This window comes from Campylobacter concisus, from assembly GCF_003048615.2.
GTDB classification, from domain to species: domain Bacteria; phylum Campylobacterota; class Campylobacteria; order Campylobacterales; family Campylobacteraceae; genus Campylobacter_A; species Campylobacter_A concisus_C.
Genome location: NZ_CP049263.1, coordinates 315,244 through 336,131 on the forward strand (window position 1 = coordinate 315,244; position 20,888 = coordinate 336,131).

Annotated in this window: 18 protein-coding genes; 15 read left to right on the plus strand and 3 right to left on the minus strand. The window is 40.3% G+C overall.

Annotated elements, in window-relative coordinates:
- Window positions 1-24: 24 nt before the first annotated feature.
- Window positions 25-3,477 (minus strand): acyl-[ACP]--phospholipid O-acyltransferase, encoded by a 3,453-nt coding sequence (locus CVS89_RS01665; protein WP_107848107.1) that lies wholly within the window; start codon window positions 3,475-3,477, stop codon window positions 25-27.
- 171 nt (window positions 3,478-3,648) lie between these two features.
- On the opposite strand from CVS89_RS01665, the gene mnmG reads away from it, so the two are divergent.
- From mnmG to CVS89_RS09990, 5 genes are all read left to right on the plus strand, one after another.
- Window positions 3,649-5,511 carry a tRNA uridine-5-carboxymethylaminomethyl(34) synthesis enzyme MnmG gene (gene mnmG / locus CVS89_RS01670; RefSeq protein WP_107848108.1) on the plus strand — a complete coding sequence of 621 codons (1,863 nt, stop codon included), beginning with the start codon at window positions 3,649-3,651 and terminating at the stop codon, window positions 5,509-5,511.
- Between the two features lie 363 nt (window positions 5,512-5,874).
- On the plus strand, window positions 5,875-6,378 hold the full coding sequence (petA, locus tag CVS89_RS01675) for a ubiquinol-cytochrome c reductase iron-sulfur subunit (protein WP_107848109.1): 504 nt from the start codon (window positions 5,875-5,877) through the stop codon (window positions 6,376-6,378).
- 10 nt (window positions 6,379-6,388) lie between these two features.
- A complete protein-coding gene (locus CVS89_RS01680; RefSeq protein WP_103630182.1) occupies window positions 6,389-7,633 on the plus strand; it encodes a cytochrome b in 1,245 nt (414 codons plus the stop codon).
- 2 nt (window positions 7,634-7,635) lie between these two features.
- Window positions 7,636-8,676 (plus strand): c-type cytochrome, encoded by a 1,041-nt coding sequence (locus tag CVS89_RS01685; protein WP_107848110.1) that lies wholly within the window; start codon window positions 7,636-7,638, stop codon window positions 8,674-8,676.
- Window positions 8,677-9,230: 554 nt separating this feature from the next.
- Window positions 9,231-9,410: a hypothetical protein gene (locus tag CVS89_RS09990; RefSeq protein WP_196088151.1), complete on the plus strand. Its 180-nt coding sequence runs from the start codon at window positions 9,231-9,233 to the stop codon at window positions 9,408-9,410.
- A 25-nt stretch (window positions 9,411-9,435) separates the two neighbouring features.
- Here the strand turns inward: CVS89_RS09990 and CVS89_RS01690 are convergent, their stop codons facing one another.
- Both CVS89_RS01690 and CVS89_RS01695 read right to left on the minus strand, forming a co-directional pair.
- Complete coding sequence (locus CVS89_RS01690) at window positions 9,436-9,723, minus strand: hypothetical protein (RefSeq protein WP_087581727.1); 288 nt, start codon at window positions 9,721-9,723, stop codon at window positions 9,436-9,438.
- A 44-nt stretch (window positions 9,724-9,767) separates the two neighbouring features.
- A complete protein-coding gene (locus CVS89_RS01695) occupies window positions 9,768-10,853 on the minus strand; it encodes an MBL fold metallo-hydrolase (protein ID WP_107848111.1) in 1,086 nt (361 codons plus the stop codon).
- A gap of 417 nt (window positions 10,854-11,270) precedes the next feature.
- Here CVS89_RS01695 and CVS89_RS01700 point away from each other — a divergent pair, with 417 nt between their 5' ends.
- The 10 genes from CVS89_RS01700 to CVS89_RS01745 are packed head-to-tail and all read left to right on the plus strand — an operon-like array spanning window position 11,271 to window position 20,746.
- Window positions 11,271-11,840, plus strand: coding sequence for a 4Fe-4S dicluster domain-containing protein (locus tag CVS89_RS01700; RefSeq protein WP_009294859.1), 570 nt, complete (start codon window positions 11,271-11,273; stop codon window positions 11,838-11,840).
- 1 nt (window position 11,841) lies between these two features.
- The gene (locus CVS89_RS01705; RefSeq protein ID WP_012001180.1) at window positions 11,842-13,809 is read left to right on the plus strand and encodes a proton-conducting transporter membrane subunit; all 1,968 of its coding nucleotides are present in this window, start codon (window positions 11,842-11,844) and stop codon (window positions 13,807-13,809) included.
- Between the two features lie 9 nt (window positions 13,810-13,818).
- Window positions 13,819-14,739, plus strand: coding sequence for a respiratory chain complex I subunit 1 family protein (locus tag CVS89_RS01710; protein ID WP_002939300.1), 921 nt, complete (start codon window positions 13,819-13,821; stop codon window positions 14,737-14,739).
- A gap of 1 nt (window position 14,740) precedes the next feature.
- Window positions 14,741-15,385: a hydrogenase 4 membrane subunit gene (hyfE, locus tag CVS89_RS01715; protein WP_012001181.1), complete on the plus strand. Its 645-nt coding sequence runs from the start codon at window positions 14,741-14,743 to the stop codon at window positions 15,383-15,385.
- Between the two features lie 2 nt (window positions 15,386-15,387).
- Entirely contained in the window at window positions 15,388-16,869 is a 1,482-nt protein-coding gene (locus tag CVS89_RS01720; protein WP_012001182.1) for a hydrogenase 4 subunit F, read from the plus strand.
- Complete coding sequence (locus CVS89_RS01725) at window positions 16,866-18,602, plus strand: NADH-quinone oxidoreductase subunit C (protein ID WP_009294856.1); 1,737 nt, start codon at window positions 16,866-16,868, stop codon at window positions 18,600-18,602. The genes CVS89_RS01720 and CVS89_RS01725 overlap by 4 nt, the downstream gene beginning before the upstream one ends.
- Window positions 18,599-19,138 carry a formate hydrogenlyase complex iron-sulfur subunit gene (locus tag CVS89_RS01730; RefSeq protein WP_002939210.1) on the plus strand — a complete coding sequence of 180 codons (540 nt, stop codon included), beginning with the start codon at window positions 18,599-18,601 and terminating at the stop codon, window positions 19,136-19,138. The genes CVS89_RS01725 and CVS89_RS01730 overlap by 4 nt, the downstream gene beginning before the upstream one ends.
- A complete protein-coding gene (locus CVS89_RS01735) occupies window positions 19,135-19,959 on the plus strand; it encodes an NADH-quinone oxidoreductase subunit B family protein (protein WP_103567767.1) in 825 nt (274 codons plus the stop codon). Before CVS89_RS01730 ends, CVS89_RS01735 begins: the two co-directional genes overlap by 4 nt.
- On the plus strand, window positions 19,956-20,300 hold the full coding sequence (locus CVS89_RS01740; RefSeq protein ID WP_107848112.1) for a formate hydrogenlyase maturation HycH family protein: 345 nt from the start codon (window positions 19,956-19,958) through the stop codon (window positions 20,298-20,300). Before CVS89_RS01735 ends, CVS89_RS01740 begins: the two co-directional genes overlap by 4 nt.
- On the plus strand, window positions 20,300-20,746 hold the full coding sequence (locus CVS89_RS01745; protein WP_021087517.1) for a hydrogenase 3 maturation endopeptidase HyCI: 447 nt from the start codon (window positions 20,300-20,302) through the stop codon (window positions 20,744-20,746). The genes CVS89_RS01740 and CVS89_RS01745 overlap by 1 nt, the downstream gene beginning before the upstream one ends.
- Window positions 20,747-20,888 lie beyond the last annotated feature (142 nt).

Below are 20,888 nucleotides of genomic sequence, written 5' to 3' on the forward strand. Positions count from 1 at the left end.
AAAGCATCATAAAAACTAGGCGGCTCACTCCGCTAAAAGTGAGACCGCTAGAGCTTTAACGCCCTTAAAATCAACCTTGCCACTTGCAAGTGTTGGGATATCATCAACGATGAATATATAGCTTGGTGTCATGATCGGAGCTAGGTTGCTCTCTTTTAAAATTTGCTCGATATTTTCAGGCTCTGTGCCACTTTTTACTAAAAGTGCGATCGCTTCGCCCTTTTTACTATCTGGCACGTTTGCGCTACTAAAGACAACGTCGCCCCCAAGCACCTTTGCAAGCTCTTCTTCGACGCTTCCAAGGCTTATCATCTCGCCGCCTATCTTGGCAAATCTTGAGTATCTATCTACGATAAACACAAAGCCGTTTTCATCGATGTGGCCTTTATCGCCAGTTTTATAGTATCTAACGCCGTCAATGTGCGTGATGACCTCGCTTGTTTTGGCTTCGTCGTTTAGATAGCCCTTCATCACCTGCGAGCCGCCGATGACGATGAGTCCGTCTGTGCCAGTTTCTAGCTCTTCAAGCGTCTCTGGGTCGATTATTTTTATGATGGTGCCAGGTAGAGGCATGCCAACGCTGCCAGGTCTATTAAATGTAAGCTCTTTTAGGCTCTCTTTTTCTAGGATATTTGGCATATTTACTGCAGCTACTGGTGCCGTTTCGGTCGCGCCATAACCTTCATAAATTTCTATGCCAAATTTGAGCCTAAACTCGTCTTTTATCTCTGGTTTTAGCTTTTCAGCCCCAGCTACGACCATTCTGGCACTTTGAAACATCAACGGATGAAGCTTTTTGTTTCTGGTGTAGAGCCTAAAGAAGGTCGAGGTGCCAAAGATGATGCTGGCGCTATGTCTTGCGGCCATTTTGCCGATAGTTGCTCCGTCTGTTGGGTCAGGCACGCTTACCATTTTTATGCCCTCGCAAAGTGGCATAAGTGTGGTGACTGTTAGGCCAAATGAGTGAAATACTGGGAGTGAATTTAAGATCACGTCATCTTTTTTGAAATTTAGAAGTTCGCTTATTTGCTTGATGTTTGCAAGTAAATTTTTATGGCTTAGCTCGATGCCTTTTGGCTCGCCCTCGCTGCCGCTACTAAATAAAATGGTAGCCGTATCTTCTAAGCTTACACGCTTAAAATAGCAAAGCTTAATGAGCCAAGTTGGAGCAAAAAACGCAGTTAAAAGTGCTAAAAATTTCTCTTTTTTTGAGACGCTGGCTGAGAGATCTTCTGCAAATTTAGCCTTACCGCTCATCGCATCTTTTAGATCAAAGCCCTTAAGTGCGAGCTTTTCAAGAAATTTGCTAGAGGTGATGACTGTATTTATATTTGCTTTTCTTAGGGCGTGATTTAGCGAGGTCTCATTAAGCGTATAGTTTAAATTTACGCTCACTTTGCCCATGGCAAGAAGTGCCATATTTACTATTGCTGCGATGCTTGAGCTAGGTAGTAAAATGCCTATATTTTTCTCATCTTTTAGCTCTCGTTTGAAAATTTTGATAAAGACTAAAACGGCGGTTATAAATTTCAAATTGCTTAAATTTAGCCCAGTGCTGTCGCTCACGCACTCTTTAAATTTATCCTCTTTTGCGTTATTTAGCCATTCGCTCGTTAGTGGTTTTTGTCTTGAGATAAAGCTCTCCCACGATGAAAAGCTAAGCTCAAGCACCTTTTGCTTCATCTTTGCAGCGTTTATAAATGTAGTTATTGGTTTGCCAAAGGCGACGATGATGTCGCGTCTGCCGTTTTTAGAAGTGAGGTCTTTGTAAAATTTACTAGCCCTTGAAAAGCTCGAACCCCAAAGGCCACGAAGGTAAAATGGCACGATGCAAATTTCTTCTAGATCTCTGATGATAAGCTCAAAGCCCTTTTGAAATTCATTTATCTGGCCGTTGTAGCTGATGTGACCCTCTGGGAAAAGTGCGACCACTTCGCCATTTTTTAGGCACTCTCTAACTAGCTCGATCGACTCTTTGCTAGCGCCTGCGCCTATCGGGATCACTTTAAAAAATTTAAAAATTTGCTTTAGATACCATTTGTTATAGATCGTTCTATACATGACAAATCTTATGCCCCTTGGGCTTGCAGCTTGAAGTACGAGCCAGTCGATCCAGCTGATGTGATTGCCAAGAAGTAGCGCGCCGCCACTTTGCGGTAAATTTTGAAGTCCTTCAACAAAAAAGCGGTACTTTGTCTTTAAAAATGGCAACAAAAGCAGCCTTGTAAAAAGGTGTGGAAGCTGCAAAATAGCGTAAAAACTGCCGAGCAAGCAAACAAGCGCTGTAAAGACAAAGAGGCCAGTGGTTGAAATTTCAAAATATACTAAGCCTATGCCAATGGCTAGAAATAGCAGCATTGAGACGTTTTGCAAGAAGTTGTTTGCCGCCATTATCTTGCCGGTGCTCTTTTGTGGGGCAAAGTACTGGATCATCGCATTTAGTGGCACTATAAATATGCCTCCAAAAAAGCCAAATGCAAATGAACTAAGGCTCACTACGCCGATGCTTGAGCCAAATGCGAAAAATAAAAGCGAGAAAAATATACCAATAGCGCCCATCGGCACAATGCCAAGCTCGATGTGTAGCTTTGACATAGAGCCAGCCACGTATGAGCCAAATGCGATGCCTATGGCGCTTACTGCAAGGATAGCTTGCACCGCTAGCGAACTATCGTCATTAAAAACTGCCTTGTAGTGAGCTGGGAAGGCTGCGATGATGATCTGAGAGATGCCCCAAAATATGCTAAGACCTGCGATGCTTAGCCAGATATTTTTATCTGATCTTACCTCTTTTAAATTTTCTCTCAAGTAGCTAAGGCTGATGTATTTTTTAAGCTCAAATTCTCCGCTTTGTTCGTTCGTTTCGCTGATATAAGGTAGCTTGTAGGCAAAAAATGCTTCAAGTGCGCTAAATACGACTAAAAAGATGCCGATAGGATAGACGCTTTTTAAAATTTCTTCTGAGTTTTCGCCTTGGATGTATAAATTTTCAAATATAAATGAAAATAAAAATGAGCTAACAAGTATCGCTACGATGGTTAGCGCTTGGATGACGCCGTTTGCTGTGCCAAGTCGCTCAGTACCGACAAGTGCTTTGATGATGCCGTATTTTGCAGGCGAGTAGATCGCACTTTGAGCGGCAAGTATGAGTGTGAGCGCAAATGCCACACCAAAAGCACCCAAAAGGTAGCTAATAAGCACCGCAACGCTGATAACAACGCCAAAGACGGCGCAAATTCTAATAACCTTTGTCTTTGCAAATTTGTCATTTATAAAGCTTGAAGGCGAAAATAAAAATATAAATGGAAGCAAGATCATCGCATTTATAACGGCTGTTAGGATAAAAAGCGTATCGCCTGAGTAGGTCTTTAAAAGGACGTTTTGGATGGTTATTTTGTGCGCTAGATCGACACTTGCGTTTAAAAATGCGATCGCAAGGTAGGGCAAAAAGCCAGTGACTTTTAGTAAATTCCTCATGAATAAAGCCTTTTTGGATTTTAAATTTTGTAAATCTAACAGCAAAATATTTAAAATATCATTAATAAAAAACTCTAGCCATAAATTTTTGTGGTGAAATTTCTTTAAAAAATTTAAATTTTATATGCTTTTTGATAAAATCCGCCTATCAAAAATAAGGAAAAATTTATCATGGACTATGAAATCATCGTCGTTGGCGGCGGACATGCTGGCATTGAGGCAAGTCTTGCGGCTGCTAGAATGGGCAAGCAAACTTTACTGATCACGATCTTAGCCGAGCAAATAGGCGCTGCAAGCTGCAATCCAGCCATCGGAGGCCTTGCTAAAGGACATCTTGTAAAAGAGATCGACGCGCTTGGTGGTCAAATGGGACTTACGACTGACGCTGTTGGTATCCAGTTTCGCGTGCTAAATGAGAGCAAAGGCCCAGCAGTACGTGGTAGCCGCGCTCAGATCGATATGGATAGATACCGCGTTTATATGAGAAATTTGCTTTTAAATACGCCAAATTTGGAAATTTCTCAAGAGATCGCCACTGAAATTTTAAGCGAAAATGGCGAGGTAACTGGCGTTAAAACCCATCTAAATAACATCTATAACGCAAAAAAAGTGATAATTACAACTGGCACATTTTTAAACGGGCTAATCCATGTTGGATTTAACAAACTTGAAGCTGGCCGCGTGGGCGAGCTAAGCGCAAAGGATCTAAGCTCTAGCTTAAGGGAGCTTGGGCTAAATTTAGGCAGGCTAAAGACTGGAACATGCCCAAGGATCGACGCAAAAACGATAAATTTTGAAATTTTAGAGAAGCAAGATGGCGACGCAAAGCCAGTTGCATTTAGCTTTAGAACTAAAAATTTCTCCCCAACGCAGCTACCATGCTACATCGCCTATACAAACGAAACCACGCATGAGATAATTCGCTCAAATTTCGACAAATCGCCACTTTTTACAGGTCAGATCGAGGGTATCGGACCAAGATATTGCCCTAGTATAGAGGATAAGATAAACCGCTTTGGCGACCGCGACAGACACCACCTTTTCATCGAGCCTCAGACCCTTGAAGCGACAGAGTACTACATAAACGGCTTTTCAACGAGCCTGCCTTACGAGGTGCAAGTGCAGATGCTCCGCTCTGTAAAGGGCTTTGAAAATGCCAAAATAGTAAGGCATGGATACGCCATCGAGTACGACTACGTCGAGCCAACACAGCTAAAACATAGCCTAGAGACCAAAAAGATAAAAGGGCTATACTTGGCTGGGCAGATAAATGGCACGACAGGATACGAGGAGGCCGGCGCTCAGGGGCTAATGGCTGGTATAAATGCAGCGCTTTCGCTGGATAACAAAGAGCCGCTTATCTTGCGCCGTGATGAGGCGTATATCGGCGTTTTGATAGATGACCTTGTCACAAAAGGGACAAAAGAGCCATATAGGATGTTTACGAGTAGGGCGGAGTATCGCTTGCTTTTGCGTGAGGAAAATGCCATTTTAAGGCTTGGTGGATATGGTCATGAGCTTGGACTGCTTGATGATGAGACTTTTAATGAGATCGAAAATATAAGAAGAAATTTAAAAGATGGGCTAGAGTTTTTAAATGAGACTCAGATCACGCCAAGTAAGGCAAATTTAGAGCTTTTAGCAAGCCTTGATGAAGAGCCGATCAGTCAAAATGTGACCCTTCAAAAGATAGTCGCTAGAAAGAGCTTTACGGCTGAGAAACTAAGAAAGCTTGATGAGAGATTTGTAAATTTAGACGATGCGAGCATGGATCAAATTTTAACCGAGTGCAAATATCAGCACTACATCAGCGAGCAAAAAAATCAGATAGAAAAAATGAAAGATATGATGGATGTGAAAATCCCTGAAAATTTCGACTTTAGAAGCATAAGTGGCCTTAGCAACGAAGTGGTCGAAAAGCTTGAGAAATTTGCCCCGCCAACGCTTTTTGCGGCAAGTGAAATTTCAGGTATCACGCCAGCAGCGATCGACATCTTACATATTTATATAAAAATGAGCGAGAAAAAGGCTTAAATTTAAGCCTTTTATGGTTTTAAAATTTAACTGGCGTTTAAAATTTAAAACAAAGTTGCTCATTTTTAATAGTTGCTATTTATAATTTTTTAAGATTAATAAATTTTATTATTAAAATTTTCTATTTTACAAGCTCTAAAATAGAAAATTTTTTTATCTTAACGTTTAGACATTAGATCAAATTTCTCTTTTATAAAAAGCTTAAAATCACGATATATGGATATTTCTGGGTAAATTTACGTCAAATTTTAGTGTAAAAAAAGCTTAAATTCACTTTATTTTTACAAACTATATTGTGAGATTATAGTTTTTTAATTTTTTGAGAGTATAATCGTTTAAATTTTATTTATAGAAAGGAAATTAATGTCAGTAAAGCAAGAAAGACGAAGCTTTATCGGCCTTGCGTTTGGTGCTGTGGCAGCTGTGGGTGGCGCTATGTCACTAGTTGCCATGAAAAAGACCTGGGATCCGCTCCCTAGCGTAAAAGCTGCTGGTTTTACAACCGTCGATCTAAGCCCGATCAAAGATGGCGAGATGAGACAGGTTGAGTGGCGTAAAAAGCCTATTTTTATCCTCAAAAAAAGTCCAGATATGGCTAAAAACGACAAGAGAGATGTTGTCGTTGGAGATGCGAGATATGTAGTTCTTATCGGACTTTGCACACACCTAGGATGTATCCCTGAGTACAAGTCTAGCAAGCAAATTTTTGTCTGTGCCTGTCATGGCGGCGAATTTAACGTCGATGGCATACAGACATACGGACCTCCACCAAGACCGCTTGATATCCCACCATTTAAGATAGATGGAACCAAGCTAGTTCTAGGCGAAACAAGCCCAGAATATGAAAAATTAGTAGTTAAAGCTTAGGAGGTTAGCGATGTCTTTATCTCATAAATCAACTGGCGTTATTGACTGGCTTGACCAGCGCCTAGCTTTTACAAAACTGATGAAGGTTCTAGTTAGCGAATACTGGATCCCAAAAAATATAAATTTCCTTTGGGCTATGGGCGTTATCCTAACGACACTTTTCTTACTTTTGATCATCACTGGCTTTTTGCTTATGATGTATTACAAACCAGACATACATTTAGCCTTTGATAGCGTAAATTACACTATTATGCAAGAGGTCGAGTACGGCTGGCTGTGGCGTCATATCCACGCGATTTCAGCATCGACTATCTTTCTTATCATGTATATCCACTTGCTTACTGGACTTTACTATGGCTCATACAAAAGAGGCAGAGAGGTCATTTGGGTAAGTGGTATGGTGCTATTTATCTGTTTTTCAGCAGAGGCATTTAGCGGCTATATGCTCCCATGGGGTCAGATGAGCTACTGGGCGGCTACTGTTATCACTCAGCTCTTTGGTGGCGTGCCAGTTATCGGCGATGCTTTGGTTGAGTGGATCAGGGGCGATTATGCAGTTGGCGACTCGACACTTACAAGATTTTTCATGCTTCACGTATGCTTGCTACCACTTGTAACTATCGTTGTTTTGGTTATCCACTTCTACTCACTAAGAGTTCCGCACGTAAATAACCTAACAAGCGAAGATATCGACTTTGACGTAGAGGCTGAGGTCTATCTACACGGTGACAGAGCAAAAGCTAAAGTTATACCATTTTGGCCAGGATTTTTGGCAAAAGACTTCATGTATGTATCATTTTTTATGATATTTGTTATGTATCTCGTTTGCTATCATTTTGGCTTTGCGATGGATCCTATCAACTTTGAGCCAGCAAATCCACTAAAAACTCCACCACACATCTATCCAGAGTGGTATTTTTTGTGGCAATATGAAATTTTACGTGGCTTCTTCTTTGATATAGCAGGAATTTCAGCTTATAACATCGGTCTTATCGCGTTTGCCTTTGCAGGCGTTGCGTTTATGCTTATACCACTCTTTGACAGAAGCGACCTTGTAGCTCCAGCTCACAAAAGACCACTATTTTTCGTATGGTTTTGGGTGCTAGTTGCTGACCTTATCGTATTATCTATATATGGCAAGCTCCCAACAGGCGGCATCAACGACTGGATAGGATTTTATGCTTCACTGCTATTTTTAGTGCTATTTATAATCGCACTTCCAGTTATCACAATACTTGAAAGAAAAAGGGGCTAATCATGAAAGAGCTTAAAATTTTTGCCATCGTTGTTATCCTTTCAGGTATTTTATACTGGGGTATCGAGCCTTACGCTCATACAAAGCTTCATCCGCACACTGCAAATGCCGAGTATAACTTCTCAAAAGAAGATACTGACTACGCAAAACACTTTTTAGAGCAGAAAAAAGAGGCGCTTGAGGCTGCAAAAGCTAGCGGCAACAAGGCTAGCATCGATGCAGCTACAAAAGATGTCGAGACAGCACAAAAAATTCTTGATGACTACACAGCTTTTTGGGCTGATATAAACTCGATCGACCTTGTAAAAGGTGACGCTGCAAAAGGCGCTGAGACATTTGGAGCAGCTGGATGTATAGGATGCCACGGCATCGAAGCAGCTGGTATGCCAGCTAGTATGGACGCTGAGACAGCTAGCCAAAGCTTTGGCGTAGTGCCACCAGATCTTAGCACAGCTGGTAAAATTTATGACGAGAGATTTTTGGCTGCACTTATCAAAAATCCAACTATGGCTGTAAAACTATCTCATAAATTTAACGACGAGCATCCTTATCCGATGACTGCATTTATGGGTGCTGGCGGCGATATAAATGCTGAGGTTGCTGATATAGTTGCTTATCTTAAAAAAGTATCAGCTGACGCGGATGCAAAGAGCAAGATCACTGACGAGAAAGTCTTTGCTGATGCATGTCAAAGATGCCACGATATGAAGTATGATAAAAAATATACTCTTAGCAATAAAGCAAGCCTTGCAGCATATATGGGCTCAAACCCACCTGATCTATCTATGATGATCCGCTCAAAAGGTGCAGACTACTTGCATAAATTTATAAACGATACTCAAAAGATGCTTCCAGGCACTGCGATGCCTAGAGTTGGCTTAAACAAAGCTGCTGAAGACGACATAGTATCTTACATAGAAAAAGTAGGCGACAGCAAAAAGGCTGAGCGCGAGAGCACAGGACTTTATGTCATGATCTACTTCTTCATCTTAGGAATTTTTGCTTGGCTTTGGAAACGCAAAGTCTGGAGCGAACTCCACTAAAATTTAAGAGCCTTTTTGGCTCTTAAATTCTCTCTAGTAAAATTACATATATAAATAGGTATTCTTTAAAATTATTCTTTTACAAATTTAATCAAGCTGTCTTTGCAAATTTTAAAATTCCATTCGCTCGCAAGAATTGACTACTAAAATTTGACTTCGCTTGCAGCTTAGCTCAAATTTTAGAGCCGAAATTACTCGCTCATGAAATTTTAAAATTTGCTTGAGTTTCTTTGTCATAAAACGCATGCAGTGCGTAGCACTAAAGCATGCTCCTCTAACGTGCGAGGGGATTGAGGGATCTAAAGGGAGATAAGGGGACGGCTTCGTAATTTAAGTCCCCTTGTCACCATTTTGAATAAAAAAAATTACAAATTTAATAAAGCTGTCTTTGCAAATTTTAAAATTCCATTTACTCCTAAGAATTGACTACTGATTTTAGGTCTCGCAAAGCTTGCCACTAAAATCAGAGCCGAAATTACTCGCTCATGAAATTTTAAAATTTGCCTTTATTGATTGACTAGCTTAAATTTAGAAGTTAAAAGCATTTCAGAAATTTGCTTGAATTTTGCGCATGTGATATACCGATGGCAATACGCCCAGTGTGCAACAGGTATTTGGCAAAAGATGTGGCAAATGTGAGGATATTAACAGCCACTAAGCGAGTAAATTTGTATTTTCTAGCAAATTTACTCAGCAAAAAACCACATAAATTTACGCAAAACAGCCAAATTTAGCTCGCCGCAAAGCCACACTAAACGACTAAATTTCTTTGGCGATCTTGCTCATTTTATTTATCAGCTCTTCACGCTCGCTTGATTTTAAGTTGCCGTATTGAAGCTTTGTCATCATCTGCATGAAGTCAAACTGCTTAAACATCTGCGCGTCGCTTTTCAGCTCTTTTTCAAGCTTTTCGTAGATCTTCTCCGTCTCTTTGTTCGCTTTTTCTAAATTTTGCAAAAAGCTTCCAGTAGCGCTTGCATCAAGGTCGTTTTTCGCTGCCTTGTCGATGGCATTTTTTAAATTTGATAAATTTTCAGAAATTTTCATCTGCACTTCCTTTTGGATTTTAAAATTTAGAGCAAATTTTATTCCTAAATTTCATCCCACCACTTTTTTCTAGGTGGATTTTGCACGGTAAAAACCTCTGCGATCATCGGTGTCGCGTAGTTTAGCTCAAGTTTTGTAGCCGCCTTTTCAAAACGCTTGATCGGCTCATCCCAAGCGTGATAAGAAAGATCAAATTTACCCCAATGCACCGGCACGCCAAGCTTAGCTTTAAGATCTTTTAGCGCTTGCGCTGACTCCTCTGGCTTCATGTGCACGTAAGGCCAGCCATCGCTGTAAGCGCCATTTTCTATAAAAACTAGATCAAAGCCGCCAAATTTCTCATTTATCATCTTAAAATGCTTGCCATATCCGCCATCTCCGCTAAAGTAAAAGCTAAAGCCAGCCTCCTCTACCGCCCAGCCGCCCCAAAGTGTGGTGTTTCTTTTGAATGTACGCCCGCTAAAGTGCCTTGAGGGGCAAAAAGTGAAGTTTAAATTTCCTATTTTTAGATCACCAAACCAGTCAAACTCGTAAATTTTGCCTTCATCCACGCCCCATTTTACGAGGTGGGCTTTGACGCCAAGCGGCACTAGAAATTTGGCTATCCTATCCTTTAGCTCAAGGATCGTTTTATGGTCAAGATGGTCGTAGTGGTCGTGCGAGATGAGGGCGACGTCGATCACCTCTGGATAGTCGCTAGCGGTGATGGCGTGCTCGTAGGCAAAGGGCTTGCCGCCAACTGGCAGAGGGAATGCTCGGTGCAAAACGGGGTCTGTGATGATGGTTTTGCCATCAAGCTTGCAGATTAGGCTAACGTGCCCAAGCCAGATAAACTCGCCATTTTTGAGAGCGTTTGCGTCAAATTTTAAATTTGGCAAAGGCTTAGTTGGTAGCTTGCCTTTTGGTGGAAAGAGTGCTTGAGGGACGTAATTTAACATAGACGCTTGCGGACTTTTCTTTACCATATCAATTGTCGGCTCTAAATTTACAAAAACTTTGCCATTAAAATTTGGCGAAGCCTCTATCAGCTTTTGGCTTTTGGCATCTGGTCTGCCACCAAAAACAGGGGCAAATTTCATAAAAGCAAAAACTGAAGCGATAAATAAAACTATGACTATAAAAATTTCCATCAACAACCCTTTTAAATTTAAAGGTTGGATTATATTTTAGATTTTTAAATTTCAGTTTCATTTAATTAACCAAAGCTTAAAAAACTAATTTTTAAATTTAAACTTAATTAAGATAATTTTACTCTTTTTACTAATTATCCGTTATGAAATATTAATCTTTTTTGATTAATCATACGATAATAACGCCATTTAATAGCATATCTTAAACTAATATAAAATAAAAATTTAATTTCAAAAATACAAAATTTGTCAGATAGCTGACGGAATTTAATCGCCAGAAGTTATAGAATTGTTTCAAAAATTTCAGGAAGGAGCGTTTGAGATGTTAAATAAAAATTTAACTATCTCTATTCATGTGATTAACAATCACTCTATTAGTGAGCAGGGCGGTCTTGCCTTGTTTTTTAGGAGGAATTTATGAAAAAACATAAATTTGTGATTGCCGATTCTAAACGCTGCATAGGATGTGCGACCTGTATGGCTGCATGTTTTAAAAGTGCTTATGAACGCGGCAAACTATCACGTGCAAGGCTAAGCGTCTTAAGAGAAGCTAGCGGTGTTATGCCGACTCAATGCAGACAATGCGACGATGGCCCTTGCGCAAATGTATGCCCAACTGGAGCGTTGCGATTTAATGATAATTGCATCGAGCTTCACGAGGAAATTTGTATAGGTTGCAAGATGTGCACGATCGCTTGCCCTTATGGTGCGATAAGCTCAAGTGCAGAGCTTATGCCTTCAGTAAATTACGCTGTCGAGCCAAAATACTATCTTGAAGTAGAGTCACAATCAGGCGCAAAAAACATCGCGGTAAAATGTGATATGTGCTTTGGCCGTGAAAATGGACCAGCTTGCGTTGATGTATGTCCAACAAGCGCTCTTATAATGGTTGATCCAGAAGAGGGCAAACATAAGCTTGGCAAGAGGATAGACTACGATGCAGCGAATAAATTTGCTACTAAAATTTTAAACGGACAAGGAGCATAAGATGACTACGGTTTATATGCTATTTCTTGTAAGTGCCGTCGTTAGTATCTTGCTCTACTGCGCTCCAAAAGCCGCTGTTAAAGTTGGTTTTGGACTAAGTGCTATAAGCTGCTTTTATGCGATGTGTCACTTCGTTGCAAATATGGGAGTAAGTGATAGCTTTGCTCTTATGGATGGCTTTTTGTATTCGCCAAAATTTGCGCTAAATCCACTTGGAAATTTCTTCAGCTTTGTTGTTGTTTTCATCGGATTTGCAAGTAGTGTTTATGGTATGAGCTATGCAGAAGAGTACATAAAAAAAGCAAATGTTGGTGTGTTTGCATGTTTGTTTAACACATTCATCCTTTCAATGCTTCTAGTAATCAGTGCTGATAATGTATTTTGCTTTGTTGTTTTATGGGAGCTTATGACTCTTGTGTCATCATTTCTTATCATCGTCAATGACGGTAAAAATACACTTAAAGCGGTTATGGTATATCTTGGTATTGCACAAATCGGTGCATTTTGTATAACCTGTGGCTTGCTTATCACAGCTTACTACGCAGGAAGCTTTGAATTTAGCGCATTTATGGGTGTTAAGATGCCATTTGGCGCTTCTGCTGCTGTATTTATACTATTCTTGGTTGGCTTTGGTAGTAAAGCTGGTATGTGGCCATTCCACGTTTGGCTTCCACAAGCTCACCCAGCAGCACCATCAAACGTTTCAGCCCTTATGTCAGGCGTTATGATTAAAGTTGCTCTATTTACACTAGTTAAATTTACACTTTACCTACCACTTAGCACATATTTTGGTCTTACAATACTCGCTCTTGGTGCAGCTAGCTCACTATTTGGTGTTTTATACGCTCTTTGCCAACACGACTTCAAAGCTTTGCTTGCTTACCACTCAGTTGAGAACATAGGCATCATCTTGCTAGGTCTTGGTACTGGTATCTACGGCGTTGCAGCTGGAAATTTAACACTTGCAGCAGTAGGTTTTCTAGCAGGTTGCTACCACGTAGTCAATCACGCTATATTTAAAGGTCTGCTTTTCCTTTGTGCTGGTTCAGTTATCCACGCTACTCATACACAAAATATGGACATCCTTGGTGGTCTTGCTAAAAAGATGCCATGGACAAGCCTTGGTATGTTTATAGGTATCATGGGTATCGCAGCTTTACCTCCAGTAAATGGCTTTGTTTCAGAGTGGTTTACATATCAAGGTATGCTTCAAGGTGCGATGGGAGAAGGAACATTAGTTAGATATGCATTTACACTTGGCGTCGTAGCTCTTGCGCTAACAGGCGTTTTGGTTGGTATGCACCTTAAACTTTACGCTGTTATCTTTGCAGGTACTCCAAGAGATCAAAAAATTTGGGAAAATGCTAAAGAGAGTCCGATAGGTATGGTTCTTGGTATGATCATCCTAATGATAGGCTGTGTTGGCTTTGGTCTTGGCGCAAACTATATAGTTGATTACATCATGCAAGCTGTAAATTCTATCGCTATAAGCGACTATAAAGCTAGCCTTGGTGCTATAAATGTAACTTCACCTATGGGTAGCATGATCTCAACTCCACTTATCGCTTTAGTCCTATGTGCAACTATGATTTTGCCATTTATCATCCTTGCTGTTATGAAAGCAAACAGAGATAAACCACGCGAAACTGATCCTTGGGCTTGTGGCTTTAAATATAGCTCACGTATGCAAATGACAGGTGGTCCATTCACTGGCGACCTTAGAAAGATTATGCAATGGCTATTTAGAGCTGATAAAAAAGTAGTTACTAGAAATTATTTTGACGCGGTTGAGTATCACAACCATCCAAAAGATATTTGGTGGGGAATGTTTTATGAGCCAGTCATTAAATGGTGTGTGAAATTTGCTGATAAGCTAGGTATCGTTCAAAGTGGTTATACAAATGTATATACACTTTATATCTTGCTATATCTTTGTGTCATACTTGCTGTGAGCTACTTTTTAGTTTAGGAGACGAAAATGCAAACTATACTTTTAATGATATTTCAAGTAGTCGTTATCGTTTTGGTAGCTCCTTTGTTTGATGGTATGGCAAGAAAACTTAGAGCTAAACTTCAATCAAAACAAGGTAGCGATTTCTTTCAAACATATCGCGACATTATAAAGCTTTTTAGAAGAGGAAGAACCGTCCCTGAGTGCTCTCACTGGGTATTTAGATGGGCTCCATTTTTCCTTTTTGCAACTTCAGCTGCAGTGCTAGCTGCTATACCTATCACTTATAGCAAAGACACTGTATTTGGAGCTTACTCAGATATATTTGTTATCCTCTATCTTGGTGCGCTACTTAGATTTGTATTTGGTGCAGCTTCAATGGATAGCGGCAACCCATTTGCGGCAACAGGTGGCGGCAGGGAGCAAATGCTTGGTGTTTATGTTGAGCCAGTTATGATTATGTGCTTAATCGTAGTTATGCTTGCAGCTAAAACATCAAATTTAGTTGAGATCCAAGAGATGGTAAGAACTGGCGTTATCGGATATCAAATTCCAAGTTTTGCCGTTGCTTCTATCGCATTTTTGTGGTGTATGTATGTTGAGACTGGTAGAAAGCCATTTGACTTAGCTGAAGCAGAACAAGAGCTTCAAGAGGGTGTTCTTGGCGAGTATGCTGGTAGCGACCTTGGCTTAGTTCAAGCATCACTTATATTAAAACAGTTTGCTATGATCGGACTCTTCCTAAGCATATTTGAGCCATGGAATTTTAGCAATCCTTTCTTAGCTATTATCGTTTTTGTGATAAAAACTGGAGTATTTTACGTCGCAGCTGTATTTATAGACAACTTTGGACCACGCTTTAAAATGACTTCATCTTTACGCAAAAATGCTCTTGGTGCACTTGCTATTTCGTTTGTTGCACTAACACTTTATGTAGTAGGAGCGTGAGATGCAAACACTAGATATATTAGCCATTTGCATGATCGTAACTTCGCTTGCGGTTTTTGGTCTTAGAAGCTTGAAACTCTCAATCATCGCTTATGCGATAGAGACACTACTTTTAGTTAGTATATTTTTCTTGCTATCTGAGAAATTTAACGCTGAGCAGCTAAAAACTTGGGCGATCGTTGCGTTTTTTACCAAAGTTCTTTTCGTGCCAGGAATTTTGTTCTGGCTTATCAAAAAACTTGGCGTAGTTAGCGAAGATGAGCCAGTTGGTGGATTTTTTGTAAGTCCTGTTATTGCTATGGGATTTTCTCTAGCTCTTTCAATGAGTATCCACCCTATATTTTTAAAATTCTCTCTTATCAAAGAAGAGATCATGCTAATCGCTGCTGGAACAGTCTTTATGATGGGAATTTTTGGCTTCATGCTAAGAAACTCATTTATAAAACAAATTCTAGCTTACTGCTTGTTTGAAAACGGTATCCACCTAAGCCTTGCTCTAATGGCTTACAACTCACATGAGCTAGTTGAGCTTGGAATTTTAACAGATGCGATATTTGCTGTTATTATCATGAGCGTTCTAGCGATTAGATTTTATAAAGCTTATGATAGCTTAGATACTTCTAAAGCTTCAAATTTAAGGGGTTAGAGATGGATAGTTTAGCTTTAATACTTATCTTACCGCTCCTTGGTGCTTTGATCTTGTTTTTAAGTCCTAAAAACTATGCAGTACTTAGCGGACTTCATGTCTTGTTTTCTGCTGCGACATCAGTGGCTTTACTTAACAATGTTCTTAAAGTTTTAAGTGGCGGAACTTTTTATAGTTTTGATAAATTTTTATTCTTAGATAGCTTAGGCTGTGTTTTCTTGGTGCTTATCGCTGTAACTGGATTTATAGTAAATTTCTACTCTATCCACTATATGAGATGGGAACTTGAAGATGGACATATCCACTTAAGTGATCTTAAAAAATACTACGCACTAAGCCATGTATTTATCTTTACAATGACTTTAAGCGTTATCTGCAACAACGTTGCGTTTATGTGGGCAGCTATCGAGGCTACTACACTAGCTTCTGTATTTTTGGTTGCTATACACAAAGATCAAAAATCAACAGAGAGTGGTTACAAATACATCGTTCTTTGCTCAATCGGTCTAGCATTTGCTCTTTATGCAACCGTTCTTCTATACTCAGCTACATATAGCACATTAGGAGACGGAGAGGCTTCTATGCAGTTTTCAAGCATAATGGCTAACGCTAAAAATTTAAATCCAGATGCAGCAAAACTTATCTTTGTGTTTGCGCTAATTGGTTTTGGTACAAAAGCTGGTCTAGCTCCAACTCACACTTGGTTGCCAGACGTTCACGCTGAAGGTCCAGCACCTATCTCAGCATTGCTATCAGGCGTACTTTTAAAATGTGCGATGCTTGCACTTTTAAGATACTACGCTATCACAGCTCAAGCAGTTGGATTTAGCTTTGTTGAAGGCGTAATGATCGTTTCAGGAACTATCACACTTTTTGTAGCAGGATTTTTCCTAATAAGACAACACAACGTAAAAAGAATGTTTGCATACCACTCAATCGTTCACATGGGTGTTATCGCATTTGCACTTGGTGTTGGCGGTAAATTTGGTCTATTTGCAGCGATATTCCACTGCTTAGCTCACAGCTTCACAAAAGCTTTGGCTTTCTGCTCAACAGGTAACATAGCAAGAATTTACGGCCACAAAGATATGAGTAAGATGGGCGGCATGGTTAAGATCGCACCTATTACAACTATTATGTTTGGTGCAGCTGTATGCTCACTAGTTGGTGTTCCAGCATTTGCTATATTTGTTAGCGAATATAACGTCTTCGTTGGAGCTATCACAAGTGGTCAATACATCGCAGTTGCGCTATTTGCTATTGCACTTGCAGTTATTTTCATAGCTGACTTTGCGCACTTTAACATGGCAAGCTTTGGCGAGCCAAAAGGTGTGGTTGTTCATAATAAAGAGATGAGTTTATTTGAAAATTTACCTCTTATAGCACTCTGTGCCCTTATCATAATCTTTGGCGTATGGCACGTAGATAGCTTTTATACGCTAGTAAATAACGGTGTTAATATAATGATGGGAGCTTTAAAATGAGAGGCGATAAATTTGTTGAAATCCTAAAAACTAAAGTAAAAATTTTAGAAGTAACTCGTCAAGCAGACGATCAGATCACAGTTTTGGTGGATAGAAATGATCTTCCACTAGCTGTTAAAACACTTTATTATGATATCGGTGGCTTTATAAGCACCATGATACCAAACGACGAGCGCCAGATAAATGGCTGCTATGCGCTTTACTATGCTATCTCAATGGAAGGTAGCAAGATGACTGAGGCGGATGATTTTGCAGCTGAGGATAAGTGCTTTATCACAGTTAAAACCCTTATCCCAGGAAGCGATCCAACATTTCCATCAGTTACTCCGCTTGTGCCAGCTTGTGTTTGGTATGAAAGAGAAGCTTATGATATGTTTGGTCTAGTAGCTGAGGGTCTGCCTGATAAAAGACGTCTAGTTTTAAGTGATGACTGGCCAGACGGACTTCACCCACTTAGAAAAGATGCTATGGACTACCGCTACCGCCCTGATCCAGTAGATCACAGAGATGAGCCTGATGCGGAGTTTTTGTTCCCAACAGGTGATGCAGTAGTTGATGTGCCACTTGGACCACTACACGTTACATCTGATGAGCCAGGTCACTTTAGACTTTTCTGTGATGGCGACGAGATCATCGATGCTGATTATCGCTTGTTCTATCAACACCGCGGTATGGAGAAGCTAGCTGAAAACAGAATGAACTATGATCAAATGGGCTATCTTGCAGAGCGCGTTTGCGGAATTTGTGGTTATGCTCACGCTATAGCTTGTATCGAAGCAGCAGAAAAAGCTATCAAGCTTGAAATCCCACTAAGAGCTCAAGCTATACGCGTCATCTGTCTTGAGATTGAGCGTCTTCACAGCCACCTTTTAAATATCGGTCTAGCTTGTGAGGTCACTGGTAACTACAACGCTTTTATGCACATCTTTAGGGTTCGTGAGTACTCTATGGAGCTAGCTCAGCTTGTAACTGGCGGACGTAAAACATACGGCAACGTCGTTATGGGCGGCTTAAGACGCGATATGACAAACCATGAGATCAAAAAAGGCTTAGAGATCATCAACAAACTTGATATTCAAATTTCAGAAATTTGGGATGCAGTTTTGGAAGATAAACGCCAAATCGGACGCTGGAAAGGTGTAGGTATCTTAGACCGCCAAATCGCACGTGACTTTAGCCCAGTTGGTCCAAACATGAGAGGCTCTGGCTTTAAACGCGATAACCGCTACGATCACCCATACGACTTCTTCAAACAGATAGAATTTGAAGTAGCAGTTGAGCATGGTTGCGACGTTTTTGCTCGTGAGATGGTTAGATATAAAGAGCTAAAAAGCTCTATCCACATCATCCGCCAATGCTTTGAGATGATGCCTCAAACTCCGATCATGATCGATCCTGTGACTATGATCAAGCCTGAGAATTTCGCACTTGGTCATGATGAAGCACCACGTGGTGAGAACGTTCACTGGATCATGCAAGGTAGCGCTCAAAAAGTATATCGCTGGAGATGTAGGGCTGCGACATATAACAACTGGCCAAGCCTAAGGTATCAATTTAGAGGAAACAATATAAGTGACGCTGCACTTATCGTTTGCTCACTTGACCCTTGCTACTCATGTACCGAGCGTGTTACTTTGGTTGATGTAAGGACTAAAAAAAGTAAAATTTTAACAGAAAAAGACCTTAAAAAATTCTGTCAAGATGGCGGGGTTAGTAAGAAGGATTTAAGATGATGAAGTTATTTGACATCACAGAAAAATATGGAAAGGCGACATACGCCTATCCATTTGAGCCATATATTGTGCCTGAGAATTTCCGCGGTCAGCCAGACTATACATACGATCTTTGTATAGGTTGTGCAGCTTGCGGTATCGCTTGCCCTAGTAACGCAATAGAGCTTAAGATGAACGATGAGCAAACAAGGCTTGTTTGGCAGTTTGACTGTGGTCGCTGCATATTCTGCGGTCGCTGCGATGAGGTTTGCCCAACTGGAGCTGTTCGCCTAAGTGATAGCTTTGAGCTTGCGGTTAAATTTGACAAGAGCGCTCTTATCCAAAGAGGCGAGCTTGAGATGCAAACTTGCAAATGCTGCGGCAAACCATTTACGCCAAAAAGGCTTATAAATTTCACCCTTGAAAAGCTTGGCACAGCAAATTTACTCCCAGGCAGACTTGAAGAGGCAAAAGAGTATCTTTTTATCTGCCCAGAGTGCAAGAAAAATCAATCTGCTGAGAGGCTAACAAAAGGCGTTGAGGAGGCTATAAAATGAGTCTATATCAAGTCCCAGAGGACATAAAAACAGCAAATGACCTAACTGCAAAGCTAGAGCATTTAAAAAATATCAAAAGAAGCTTTAGCGTTTATAGGATCGACTGCGGAAGCTGCAACGGTTGTGAGATCGAAATTTTCGCGGCTATCACACCGATGTGGGACCCAGAGCGCTTTGGCTTTAAGCTTGTAGCAAACCCAAGACACGCTGATATCTTGCTTTGCTCAGGACCAGTCACAAGACAGATGTATTACCCACTTCTTCGTGCTTATGAAGCAGCTCCAGATCCTAAGATCGTAGTTGCTTTTGGTGCTTGCGGAAGTACTGGTGGAATTTTCCACGACGCTTACAGCGTTTGGGGCGGTATAGATAAGATCATACCAGTTGATGTCTATATCCCAGGCTGCCCTCCACACCCAGCGAGTGTTATTTATGGTCTAGGTATGGCTCTTGGCATCATTGATCAAAAGCTACACAAAAAAAGCTATGAAAACGACAGCACTACGCCTCCTCCAGTTAAAAAGTCAGTAATGGGCGATATCTTGTTTGAACGTGACTTGCATGCTGAAAGTAAAAGGCTGATGAGTTATATCTTTGGTAGAACACTATTTGAAAAATATATGGACGCTATCAAAGCCTCAAGCGATATCCACAACCCAGAGCTTGCACGTGAAGCGGTTATAGCAGCTATCAAAAAAGAAGATGATCCTAGATATGCTGAGTGTATGGCACTTTTACACAACGATGTCTATCTAAAATATGCAAAAGCTGGTAAAAATTTTGCGATTGATGTTGATAGTGAGGTTTGGAGTAAAAGATGATACAAGTTTATAAGCTTACAAAAAGGCATATGGACGACAACGAGAAGCTTCCACGCGAGCTAAAGGAGATAAAAATTTTCTCCACTTGCGTGGGACACGGCGTTGGTACGATTGATTTTAGCGAGAAGATCTTAGAGCTAAGTGATGAGGAATTTGACGAGATGATCAAAAACTCAGGCGAATATGTGAAATTTAAGATCGGAAATTTAAGCAAGTATTTTGAAGTTGAAATTTTTGCTGAGCATATCTCTAGACTCTTGCCGCAGCTTTGTGAGTGTAAGCTTAAAGAAATTTTGGCAAATTTAAAAGAGGGATATATCGTGCTTAAGAAGGACTTTTGATGAAAAAGGCCATCCTTTGCATCGGTAATCCTATGCGTGGTGATGATGATGTTGGCAATGAAGTCGGCCGCATCGTAGAAACTGAGCTAAAAGAGTGGAAGGTCTTTTTTGGGCAAGATGTGCCTGAGAATGAATTTTCAGCTATTAGAGAATTTGCGCCTGACATTTTGATAGTAGTCGATGCGATGAGCGGCTTTGATGAGGATAAGATAGAGTTTTTTGATCTAAGTGACGATAGAGACTACATCTACTCAACCCACAACCTACCAACGCCGGTACTTTTAAGCTATTTGCGTAAAATTTGTCCAAAGACGCTTTTTCTTGGCATTAGTGTCTTGCTTGAAAATGTCCTTGATTTTGAGGAGGGGCTAAGCGAGCAGGCTAAAAAAAGTGCCAGAAAAGCTTTTTTAAGAATTGTAGAGATTGATAAAAATTTAGTTGGTTAAATTTAGCAAGAGCTAAATTTAATCTGGGGTTTGCTAAAGATAAATTTGATCATTTTGGATTTGAAATTTAGTGTAAAACTAATTTTTAAACATTAAATTTTGACGCTAAAATGTCTATCTTTGGCACTACTTCTTTGCTTTA